This window comes from Flavobacterium sp. WC2416, from assembly GCF_041200095.1.
Taxonomy (GTDB): Bacteria; Bacteroidota; Bacteroidia; order Flavobacteriales; family Flavobacteriaceae; genus Flavobacterium.
Map to the genome: position 1 here is coordinate 2,505,665 of NZ_CP165626.1, position 11,689 is coordinate 2,517,353.

Sequence of the window (11,689 nt, forward strand, 5' to 3'; positions counted from 1 at the left end):
AAACAGTATTAATTATGTTTCGGCATCAAGGAAAAAACAGAACATTTATTCACAATTTGCGTTTGGCTACTTTACTTTCATTTGTTGCTGGAATAGTAAATATAACTGGAGTTTTGGCAGTAAAGACACTGACTACTAATGTGACTGGTCATTTTGCTTTTTTTGCCGAAGAAGTGATAAAACACAATTATACTGCTGCAATTACTTTTTTTGTATTTACTATTTTCTTCCTAATGGGGGCTTTTACTTCTAATTTTATGGCAGAATGGGTTTCAATAAAACATCCCCATTTATTACATATCATACCTATTTCAATGGAGATAGCTATTTTAACTTTAGTGGGGTTTTTCGGTATTCAAGCCGATTTATATACTTTAGAAGGAAAAATGATTGCTTTTGCAATGCTTTTTGCTATGGGAATACAAAATTCTTTGGTAACAAAAATATCTCAATCGACGGTAAGAACTACTCATCTTACTGGTCTTTTCACTGATTTAGGTATTGAACTGTCTCAATTGTTTTTTTATAAAAAACAAAATGAAAAAAAGAGATTAAATGCTAGCATCTCTTTGCGATTATCTATCATAACTTTTTTCTTTATCGGTTGTATTTCTGGAGGTTACATCTATACTTTTCTCAAAATAAAAACACTATTAGTTGGTGTCTTTTTTCTTTTAATTGCGCTAATGTATGATTCTATTCGCTTGCGTTTTTTAGCTGTCAAAAGAAAAAAGCTTACTCAAAGCACTAACTTAAATAGATAATAGATACTAAAGCTGCAATAGCAATAAAACCCCAAAGTAAAACCCCTTGCAATAATGGTTTAACACCTACTGTTTTTAAAATTTTCCAATTTAAACCCGCCCCTATTAGAAATAAAGTAACTGTAAGACCCGTTTTGGCAATTGAAACTAAATAAGGCGCTACAAGAGCTGTTTGTGGAACAAATGTGTTACAGAGCATCGCTAAGATAAATAACCCAATAAAATAAGGGATTTTGATTTTACTTTTTTGATTTTTAAATAAGTAAGATGTAATTAATGCCACTGGAATAATCCATAATGCTCTCGCTAATTTTACTGTTGTAGCGATTTGTAATGCCTCTGAACCATATTTATTAGCTGCTCCAACTACTGAGCTGGTATCATGAATCGCAATGGCACACCACAAACCAAATTCATGTTGTGTTAAATGCAACCAATGTCCAACGGCAGGAAAAAGAAACAAAGCAACTGAATTCAAAATAAAAATGACTCCTAAAGCCACCGAAGTTTGTTTCTCATCAGATTTAATGACAGGAGCAATTGCTGCAATGGCACTTCCGCCACAAATGGCAGTTCCACATGAAATTAAATGGGACGTTTTCTTTTCAATACTAAACCATTTACCAATGAAAAAGCCTAAAGTTAATGTACTAAAAATTGAGGCTATAGTAAATAAAAAACCTTCTTTCCCAGCAGATAAAGCACTGTTTACATTCATGCCAAACCCCAATCCTACAACAGAAACTTGCAGTAAAATAGTAGTTGCTTTATGATTTAAATGTAAAAACGGATGCCCTGCCAAATTAGCTACAACTAAACCTAATAAAAGGGCAATTGGAGGAGAAATAAAACCCGACAGGCAAATTAGTATCAGAAAAATAAAAAACATTTGCTGTTGCCACTTCTTAATTTCAAAAAGAAAAGTAGATTTATTTGAAACTAGATAAGATTGATTTTCCATCGTAAAGTAATTGTATTATTACTTTACAAAGATCTAACGATTAAACAGTAATTGCCAATCGTATTTAATAATCTACCATAACTTCAAGTTATAATAACCTGCGATATTTTTTATAAATAATTCCGAAAGTGCGTCGGTTTTTCCTTGTAAACTGATAATATAGAAAAACCTTTCTATTGTTAAATTTTTTATATCTAGAATTACTAATTCTTGATTTTTCAGCTCTTTTTCTATCGCATGTATCGAAATAAAAGCAACACAATCTGAATTCATTAAATAAGATTTAATACTTTCAGTACTGCCCAATTCCATCTCAATTAGCAATTGAGATAAATTAATATCTAATGGTTTTAAAGCATATTCAATTACTTCTAGTGTTCCAGAACCTTGTTCCCGCATTAAAAAACGCATATTCAAAAGATCATCTTTTGTTATTTCAGTTTTAGAAACTAAAGGATTATTTAAATTACAAACCAAAACCAGTTCATCTTTTAAATAAGGAGTGTATTTAATTAATTTGTTCTTCGATTGTCCCTCTACAATACCAATCTCAATTTCTTTATTTAGTAATGCATTTTCAATTTGCTCTGTGTTTCCATTTCTCAAATTCACTTTAACATCCTTCAATTTTTGATGAAAACGCGCTAACAAAGGCGGAATGATATATTGAGAAATAGTGGTGCTCGCTCCTATTCGCAACAATCCTCGTTGTTGATTGATTAACGAACTCATATCAAAATCAACATCTCTATAAATTTCAAGAATTTTATTAGTATGACTCAACAACGTTTGACCAGCAAGTGTCAGGGAAACTTTATTTCCATTTCTATCAAAAAGTTTAATTTGATATTGTTCTTCTAATTCCTGTATGTGCTTTGAAACAGCAGGTTGAGTGATAAACAACTCTAGTGCAGCTTTAGTAAAACTCAAACGGTTTGCAACAGTATAAAATACTTTGAGTCTAAAATCCATACTCGTTTTTTATTATTAATTTACAATAAACCATTGTATTTCCTAACAAACCATTCGGTAGATAGAAAAATTACAATCAAAACCAACATCCAATACCAATCAATTAAAGGAGAACGCGTCACATTATTTTTTTGAATGGATTTATAACTTTCATCTGCAAGAAGTGACTTTATTAATTGATTCACTTGATCCGAAAAATAGGCTTGTCCCTTTGTGTTCGCAGCTAATTGCTGCAACTTATCTACATCAGGATTGACAAATTGTTTTTCAATATCAAAATCTAATATTTCAAAATGACTGGAATAACTTGTTTTAGAATTCAGTTCAGTTACTCTAAAATTATAGTTGCCTGCTGCCAGTCCGTCTAGATTTACTTTATAGGCATTATTGCTTTTCAATAAATCATAGTTTTTAGTTTGCTTCGTTTTTGTGTTCTCCAATGCAATTGTTAAACGTGCTTTATCGTCAAATTCATAATTCTTATTAAAGTACTGAGCAGTAATTTCAATGGATTCTCCTGAATTATAAAAAGTTTCATGATTAACAACCAATGATTTCTTAGAATTATTAGATGCCAAAAACTGAATTACCTTATCAATAAAAAGATCGTATTTGTCAAATGAGTCGCTATCTACGTGACTTTGTAATCTCCATTTCCAACTATTTTCACCCAATAAGTAGGCCGAGCGTTTTCCTTGATTTTCAGAGAACGCCAATAAAGGAGCGTTTGTTTCAATGTTTCTTATTTTTGAAGAAAGTAATACCGAAACCAGTCCGTTCACAGTAACTTTTCCATAGGCATTTTCCAAGGGAGGGAAATTTTCAAATCCAATATCATCTGTCGCAAAGAGATTGAATTGGGAATTAAAGCTAGCCAAATAATCTTCTTTTTGGCTACTCATTTTAAAATCAAAATTGCTTTGCTGTTGATTTAAAAAAGCAAAATCAGTATGCGTTCCTGTGATAATAAAAGTATTGATTCCAGCTAATTTATTTTCATCAAATACTTTTTTAAATGCAGCTGTTGGCTGGTATAACATTAAAATAGTAAAATCACGTAACGAATTGATTTCTTTAGGATTAACCACCGTTACTTTACGTTGTGAATTAGATTCAATTGCTCTTTTAAATGCTGCAACATCAGGATGATTGATTGCTGTAATTATAGCGATATTGGTCTTTTGATCAATTACTTCTACTGCAAATTTCTTCGTATTGTTATAGGTATTCACCTCTTTTTCTTTTGACGAAAGTGTCGCTTTAAACACTTGAGAACCTATTCTATTGGCAGGCAATAATACAGTAGCAACTGCTGTTTTTTTAGTAGCCGAAAAGGAAATATTTTGTTTACTTAAAATCGTGTTTCCTTGCGAAATGCTGAAATCAGCTATAGTATTTTTATCCCCTGAATATTGAAAAAATACTTCTACAGGAAATTTATTTTTATAAAATGCATATTTATTGACATTCAGCTGCGTGATTTTTAAATCCATCACTTTTGCAGTATCTCCTACAACTAATGGGAAAACTTTATTATTTGAATCAAAACTGTACACATATTCATTACCATTGGTTTGGTTTCCGTCTGTGATAATAACGGTTGGAAAAACTGCATTTTTATTGATGCTTCTTAAATCTTTAGCTATTGCATCTAAATTCGTTTGATATCCTTTAAAATCAAATTTTTCCGATGGTTCAAAATTAGCATCAAATCGATAGGACTGAATATCAAATTTATCTTGTAAATCGGTATTCGAAACTAAAGCTGTATATAATTCTTGCGCTTTATTATTCGCTTTAAGCGCCACAATTGAACTCGAATTATCTACTACAATAGGTAAAGGTGTTTTTACTATCTCTAAGGTATTAGTTTTTATAACTGGATTTATCAGCAACAATAATATCCCGAAAATGGAAGCAAAACGCAATAAAGCCAAAAACAAATTCAGCTTTGATTTGTTTTTGGCTTTATAAAAATATTGAAAAAATGACAAACCGCCTGCAATTACTATTGAAAGTAGAATTAGTAAGATCGTGTTTGTAGTCATTCTTTTTATTTTAAATGATGAATTTTAAATGGAAAGATTTCAATAATTTAAAATTCATCATTTAAAATTTATAATTTCTTTACGTAAGCATTCCTCCACATACATTCAATACTTGCCCAGAGATATAAGAACTCATATCTGAAGCTAAGAATAGACATGCATTAGCAACATCTTCAGTAGTACCACCACGTTTTAACGGAATTCCATCTCTCCATCCTTGAACCACATCGTCGTTCAATTTTGCAGTCATTTCTGTTTCTATAAATCCTGGAGCAATCGCATTACAACGAATGTTACGAGAACCCAATTCTAATGCTACTGATTTAGTAAAACCAATAACTCCAGCCTTAGAAGCCGCATAATTCGTTTGTCCTGCATTTCCTTTTACCCCTACTACACTACTCATATTGATGATAGAACCTGCACGTTTTTTCAAGAATGTTTTTTGAACTGCCTTAGTCATATTGAAAACCGACTTCAAATTCACATCAATTACTTTGTCAAAATCCTCTTCAGACATACGCATTAGCAAATTATCCTTTGTAATTCCAGCATTATTGATTAAAATATCAACAGTACCAAATTCAGCAATTACAGCTTCAACCATAGTTTGCGCTTCATTAAAATCAGCGGCATTTGATTGGTATCCTTTCGCTTTTATTCCCAAAGCATTCAATTCATTTTCTAATGCTAATGCCGATTCTACAGATGAACTGTAAGTAAACGCCACATTTGCTCCATGTTTTGCAAAAACTTCTGCGATTCCTTTCCCAATTCCGCGACTTGCGCCTGTTATAATGGCCACTTTTCCTTCTAGTAATTTCATATTCGAAAATTAGTTTAATTTTTATTTGAAGCTATTCCCGCTATTCGCTTCAATCTTTTATGTTTTAAAGAAAAACATAAAAGGATTTCCACTACTATCAGGGCTATCTTAGAGTCGTCAAATATAGAATAATTCCTTTTTTAAAAAAAATTTCAAATTCAATAACATTATAAATCGACCCGATTTTAAATATCTAAAAACCGTTTTACTAATTTATCCCAAAATGAACTATAAATCGCTACCAAAGTAAAAATAAATAAAAATAGATGATACCATGCATTCCCAAGCAAATCCATAAAATCAAGTTTCCCATTAGCAAAACTTAAAATCAAAAGTACTTGCGCACCATAAGGCAAAATTCCTTGAATAACACAGGAAAAAATATCAAGAATGGCGGCTGTTTTTTTGGAACTTAAATTGTATTCGTCGTTAATTTCCTTGGCAATTCCTCCAGTAATAACAATAGAAACGGTATTATTAGCAATAGCTACATTAGTAAAACCCACCAAAGCACCTATCCCCGCTTGGGCTGATTTTTTACTCTTAATGCTTTTTTTTATTTGGTACAATAAAAAATCAATACCTCCAGCCTTATCCACCATAGCGGCTAAACCTCCAGTCAGCATCGATAGTAAAAAGATTTCGGTCATACTGGTGAATCCTTCATGAATTTTTCGCGCAAATTCCATTAACGTAAAATGATTTCCAAAATACCCAATTAATCCAGCCAATATAGTTCCAATAATCAAGGTAGAAAATACATCAACACCAATCAATGCAAGTACAATTACTAAAATATAAGGCACAATTGCAATCCATTCAAAACTTGTTTTAGGAATAGCTACTGCAGTAATATCAGAATTCAATCCCAAATAAAAGAATACTGCGATCGTTATAATAGCAGCAGGAAAAGCAATGAATAAATTGATTTTAAATTTATCTTTCAATTCACAACCTAAGGATTGTGTCGCAGCAATTGTAGTATCCGAAATCATAGATAGATTATCTCCAAGCATCGAACCACCTAGCAAAGCACCTGCAATCAAAGGCAATGAAGCGCCACTAGAATTAGCCAAATCAACCGCAATTGGCCCAATTGCCACAATTGCACCTACAGAAGTTCCTGTAGCAGTTGATAAAAAAGCGGCTATCAAAAAGATCCCCAACGGAAAGTAAGCCACATCTACAGTATTAATTCCAAGACTTACCACGGCATCAACACCTCCCATTGCTTTACTAACCACTGCAAAAGCACCTGCTAATAGATAAATCAAACACATGGTCATAATTTTACTCTCTCCGCAACCTGCAATCAAGGTGGTTACTTTTTCATCAGCTGTACCTTTGAACAGTAAAAAAGCAGCAATAATTCCAATTAAAACCGCTATTGGAGCAGGTAAAGCATAAAAGTCATCAAGCCAAATTCCGGCTCCTAAAAAAGTAAAAATAAAAATCAATAAAGGAATTAAAGCATAAGCACTTCCCTTTTTTTTCAATAAATGAGTCATAAATCAGTTTTAAAAATGATAGTATTATGACGAAAACTAAAGCAAAAAAAAATGGGAATGTAAAACAACATTTTTTCCAAAGGATTTGGCTTATCGTTTTAGCACCTTGCTCGTTGTTGCAGGTTGCTATCTCATTATGAGATTCGTGATAACGGCTGCAAAAGTAAATATTATTTTATATAAAAAGCAATAGTAAAGTAGATTTTATAATTTAAAACCAAAAAAAAGCCTTACCGAAGTAAAGCTTTTTATAAATAAATTATAATTTTTGAAACTGACTAGAAAGCCACATTCCATTTTGGTAATCTTCCATTTTCATCTAAGAAGTTTTGTAACACTTGTCCTTCTACGAATGTTGGAATCCCCTTAGAATTCTCGTTGAAAGTTTCGTACCAAACCACTTCTAAAGTGCTAATATCTTCTTTTACCATTTGTGTTGGCCAAGAATATTTTCTTCCTGTTTTTGCAAACTGGTGTCCTTCAACAATCTTTTCTTTCAAACCACCATTTTTGATTTTCAAAGACCCATCGTTTTGAACAGTTCCTGTAGAACCCACCATGATTAACTCTTTTTCATCTGCAACTGCATAAACTAAAAATACACCACTTCCTTCAGAAGCGTTGCATACTTGCTCTAAGCTATCATCTGCTGTAAAAGTGAAGCTATCGCTTACCTTAAACTTTTTTAATTCTTTGTACATCTTTCTTTTGTATTAATATTAAATAAAATGCCTCACAAAAAAAGTGAGGCATTTTTATAATGACTTGAAATCACCACTAATTTTTCAATTATCCGATAACTTCTTTAACTTTTTTACCAATTTCTGCTGGAGAATCTACAACGTGAATTCCACATTCTCTCATGATTTGTTTTTTAGCTTCAGCAGTATCATCTGATCCACCAACAATAGCACCTGCGTGACCCATTGTACGACCCGCTGGAGCAGTAACTCCTGCAATGAAACCAACAACTGGCTTACGGTTACCATCAGCTTTAATCCAATGTGCAGCATCAGCTTCTAATTGACCACCTATCTCACCTATCATAACGATACATTCTGTTTCTGGGTCATTCATCAATAATTCAACTGCCTCTTTAGTAGTAGTTCCAATGATTGGGTCTCCACCAATACCAATTGCAGTAGTGATTCCTAATCCTTGTTTTACAACTTGGTCAGCCGCTTCATATGTTAATGTTCCTGATTTAGAAACAATACCTACAGTTCCTTTTTTAAATACAAAACCTGGCATAATACCAACTTTAGCTTCACCTGGAGTAATGATACCAGGACAGTTAGGACCTATTAACCTAGCATTTCTTTCTTTTACGTAAGCATTTGCTTTGATCATATCAGCTACAGGAATTCCTTCTGTAATAGCGATAATTACTTTTATTCCAGCATCAGCAGCTTCCATAATTGCGTCCGCAGCAAAAGCAGGTGGTACAAAAATGATTGTTGTGTCAGCACCAGCTTGTTCAACTGCGTCTTTTACAGTATTGAAAACAGGTCTGTCTAGATGAGTTGATCCTCCTTTACCTGGAGTAACACCACCAACTACGTTTGTACCGTACTCAATCATTTGAGAAGCATGGAAAGTTCCTTCGCTTCCTGTAAATCCTTGAACAATTATTTTGGAATCTTTATTAACTAAAACACTCATGATATATATTTTATGTGATTTTTAAAATTGTGATGCAAAAGTAAGGTTTTGAAAATTATTTTTAGCCCTTTATTATCAAATAAATTAGGATAATTGACTCATTTGATAACCTCTATATAATTTATTGTCTTTTATTTGCCAAATTGCAATAAAATGGGCCAATAACATTTCTTCTCTAGGGTTCTCTATTGTTTTTACAAAATGCGAATAACGAACCGTAACCATATCATTTTCTGAAACGATATGACTTATTCTTACTTTCGAACGAACATACGCTTTACTCAAATCATTAGAGAGACTCACTAAAGAATCATAATCCAATTGAATAAATCCTTTACTACTATTCCAATCTACAATGATATCAGAATGCAAATAATCTTTCAAAATGTCACTATCAATTAGCGCATCTGATTTGTAAAACTTTTGAATAATTTCTTTTGCCGACATAATTATTTCAATTTATTGAGTATCTCAGGTATTCTTTTAATATTGGCCAGTTGTTTCAACTTCTCTCTAGATTCTTCAATTGGTGTACCGAAATAAGTTTTACCCCCTTCTACCGATTTAGTCACTCCAGTTTGCCCTAAAATTACTGCTTTTTCTCCAATTGTGATGCCGCTAGTGGTTCCTACTTGTCCCCAAATCGTAACTTCATCTTTAATAATTACACATCCTGCAATTCCAGTTTGTGAAGCGATAAGACATTTTTTTCCAATCACGGTATCATGGCCAACATGTACCTGATTGTCAATTTTTGTTCCTTCTCCAATGATTGTATCACCTGTAACCCCCTTGTCAATTGTACAAAGTGCACCTATACCAACATTGTCTTTAATTACAACTCTACCACCCGAAAGTAATTGATCAAAACCATCTTCACGTTTCTTATAGTAAAAAGCGTCAGCTCCCAAAATTGTACCTGCGTGAATAATTACATTGTCGCCAATAACTGTATGATCGTAAATCGAAACATTAGAATGAATCAAGCAGTTTTTTCCAATTTTAACGTGATTACCTACAAAACTATTTGGCTGTACGACAGTACCTTGTCCAATTGTAGCTGAAGTAGAAATTGAAGCGTTTGAAAATTGAAAAGGTTTGAAATGTTTTGTTAAAGTATTAAAATCTCTAAACGGGTCATCAGAAATTAACAATGCTTTTCCAGGAGGACAATCTACTTTTTTATTTATTAAAATGATAGTTGCTGCTGAATTTAATGCTTTATCATAATACTTAGGATGATCAACAAAAACAATATCACCGCGTTCAACAACATGAATTTCATTCATTCCTAAAACTTCAAAATTGTCATTGCCAACATATTCGCATTGTAGCAAATTTGCAATTTCAAGTAAAGATTGTGCTTGTGTAAATTTCATTTATTTATTTTTAGTCTTTGCTTTCAATCACTAATAAAATAGAATTACTAGTGATTGAAAACTAAAAACGTATAAAAATTATTCCTTAACACGCTCCATGTATGAACCTGAAGCTGTATCTATTTTAATTTTATCTCCTTCGTTAATGAATAAAGGTACATTTACTGTCGCTCCAGTTTCTACCGTAGCCGATTTTGTAGCATTTGTAGCTGTATTTCCTTTAATTCCTGGTTCAGCATATGTTACTTCAAGTACTACAGATGCAGGCATATCTACTGAAAGAGGCAAGTCAGTTTCAGTATTAATACTAACCATTACGCTTTCACCTTCTTTCAATAAGTCTGGTGAATCCAAGATGTTTTTATTCAAAGATATTTGTTCGAATGTCTCTGTATTCATAAAGTGAAAGTCATCTCCTTCTGGATATAAATATTGAAATTTATGATTTTCAACACGTACTTCTTCAATTTTATGTCCTGCAGAAAATGTATTATCCAATACTTTTCCATTACTCAAACTTCTCAATTTGGTTCTTACAAATGCAGGTCCTTTACCTGGTTTAACATGAAGAAATTCAATGATTTTGTAAATATCATTATTGTACTTAATACATAATCCGTTTTTGATGTCTGATGTAGATGCCATTTTATTTTTGTTTTTTCTCCATTTCAGCCCTTTCTTAAGTGAAGGGAAGCTGGATGGAAGTGTGTTACTTATTGTTATATTTTTATCTATACCTCCACAAACTAGTGGGAGGACTAGGCCTTAATAATTCCCGGTATATCCTTTCATAACACCACGAGACGAATTTCTGATAAAATCTAATATTTCATCACGCTCAGGAGTTGCTTCCATTTCCGCTTCAATAATTCCAATTGCTTGGGTTGTATTATAGTTTTTTTGATATAAAATTCTATAAATATCTTGAATCTCTTTAATTTTCTCCGTTGTAAAACCTCTTCTTCTTAACCCAACTGAGTTTATTCCAACATAAGATAAAGGTTCTTTAGCAGCTTTTGTAAAAGGAGGAACATCTTTCCTCACTAATGAACCACCCGAAATCATCGCATGATCTCCAATATGAATAAACTGATGAATAGCAGCTAAACCACCTATAACGGCAAATTTCCCAACCGTAACATGTCCAGCTAATGCAACACCGTTAACGATAATTGCATTATCGCCAATGTGACAATCATGCGCAATATGTGCTGTAGCCATAACTAAACAATTGTTCCCAAGGGTTGTTTGACCTGAAGCAATTGTTCCTCTATTAATGGTGACACATTCTCTTATAGTACAATTATCACCTATTATTGCTAAAGATTCTTCTCCACCAAATTTTAAATCCTGCGGTACTGCAGATATTACTGCACCAGGAAATATATTGCAATTTTTTCCTATTCTTGCGCCTTCCATAATGGTAACATTAGAACCTATCCAAGTTCCATCACCAATAACAACATTATTGTGAATGGTTGTAAAAGGCTCTATTACAACATTTTTGGCGATTTTAGCGCCAGGATGAACATATGCTAAGGGTTGATTCATCTGCTTTTTTTTATATTA

12 protein-coding genes and 1 riboswitch are annotated in these 11,689 nt (G+C 32.6%); of the genes, 1 reads left to right on the forward strand and 11 read right to left on the reverse strand.

Annotated features, from left to right (window positions below; all coding sequences use genetic code 11):
- Window positions 1-14 precede the first annotated feature (14 nt).
- A complete protein-coding gene (locus AB3G39_RS10640) occupies window positions 15-764 on the forward strand; it encodes a YoaK family protein (RefSeq protein WP_369753767.1) in 750 nt (249 codons plus the stop codon).
- On the opposite strand, the gene AB3G39_RS10645 is transcribed toward AB3G39_RS10640, so the two are convergent.
- From AB3G39_RS10645 to lpxA, 11 genes are all read right to left on the reverse strand, one after another.
- A complete protein-coding gene (locus tag AB3G39_RS10645; RefSeq protein WP_369766280.1) occupies window positions 748-1,653 on the reverse strand; it encodes a YeiH family protein in 906 nt (301 codons plus the stop codon). The genes AB3G39_RS10640 and AB3G39_RS10645 overlap by 17 nt on opposite strands.
- 144 nt (window positions 1,654-1,797) lie before the next feature.
- Entirely contained in the window at window positions 1,798-2,697 is a 900-nt protein-coding gene (locus AB3G39_RS10650) for a LysR family transcriptional regulator (protein ID WP_367769764.1), read from the reverse strand.
- Window positions 2,698-2,717: 20 nt separating this feature from the next.
- Entirely contained in the window at window positions 2,718-4,745 is a 2,028-nt protein-coding gene (locus AB3G39_RS10655; RefSeq protein ID WP_369765124.1) for a hypothetical protein, read from the reverse strand.
- Between the two features lie 79 nt (window positions 4,746-4,824).
- Complete coding sequence (fabG, locus tag AB3G39_RS10660) at window positions 4,825-5,571, reverse strand: 3-oxoacyl-[acyl-carrier-protein] reductase (protein WP_367752977.1); 747 nt, start codon at window positions 5,569-5,571, stop codon at window positions 4,825-4,827.
- Window positions 5,572-5,756: 185 nt separating this feature from the next.
- Window positions 5,757-7,079 (reverse strand): Na+/H+ antiporter NhaC family protein, encoded by a 1,323-nt coding sequence (locus AB3G39_RS10665; protein ID WP_369765125.1) that lies wholly within the window; start codon window positions 7,077-7,079, stop codon window positions 5,757-5,759.
- A gap of 60 nt (window positions 7,080-7,139) precedes the next feature.
- Window positions 7,140-7,236: riboswitch (SAM-I-IV-variant riboswitch) on the reverse strand.
- A gap of 121 nt (window positions 7,237-7,357) precedes the next feature.
- Window positions 7,358-7,780 (reverse strand): hypothetical protein, encoded by a 423-nt coding sequence (locus AB3G39_RS10670; RefSeq protein ID WP_367769757.1) that lies wholly within the window; start codon window positions 7,778-7,780, stop codon window positions 7,358-7,360.
- 88 nt (window positions 7,781-7,868) lie between these two features.
- A complete protein-coding gene (gene sucD / locus AB3G39_RS10675; protein ID WP_367752974.1) occupies window positions 7,869-8,741 on the reverse strand; it encodes a succinate--CoA ligase subunit alpha in 873 nt (290 codons plus the stop codon).
- Between the two features lie 84 nt (window positions 8,742-8,825).
- Window positions 8,826-9,188 carry a nuclear transport factor 2 family protein gene (locus tag AB3G39_RS10680; RefSeq protein ID WP_367769755.1) on the reverse strand — a complete coding sequence of 121 codons (363 nt, stop codon included), beginning with the start codon at window positions 9,186-9,188 and terminating at the stop codon, window positions 8,826-8,828.
- Window positions 9,189-9,190: 2 nt separating this feature from the next.
- Window positions 9,191-10,120 (reverse strand): UDP-3-O-(3-hydroxymyristoyl)glucosamine N-acyltransferase, encoded by a 930-nt coding sequence (locus AB3G39_RS10685; protein WP_367752970.1) that lies wholly within the window; start codon window positions 10,118-10,120, stop codon window positions 9,191-9,193.
- Window positions 10,121-10,198: 78 nt separating this feature from the next.
- Window positions 10,199-10,765 carry an elongation factor P gene (gene efp, locus AB3G39_RS10690; RefSeq protein ID WP_367752968.1) on the reverse strand — a complete coding sequence of 189 codons (567 nt, stop codon included), beginning with the start codon at window positions 10,763-10,765 and terminating at the stop codon, window positions 10,199-10,201.
- Window positions 10,766-10,885: 120 nt separating this feature from the next.
- Entirely contained in the window at window positions 10,886-11,671 is a 786-nt protein-coding gene (lpxA, locus tag AB3G39_RS10695) for an acyl-ACP--UDP-N-acetylglucosamine O-acyltransferase (protein ID WP_367752966.1), read from the reverse strand.
- Between the last annotated feature and the right edge of the window lie 18 nt (window positions 11,672-11,689).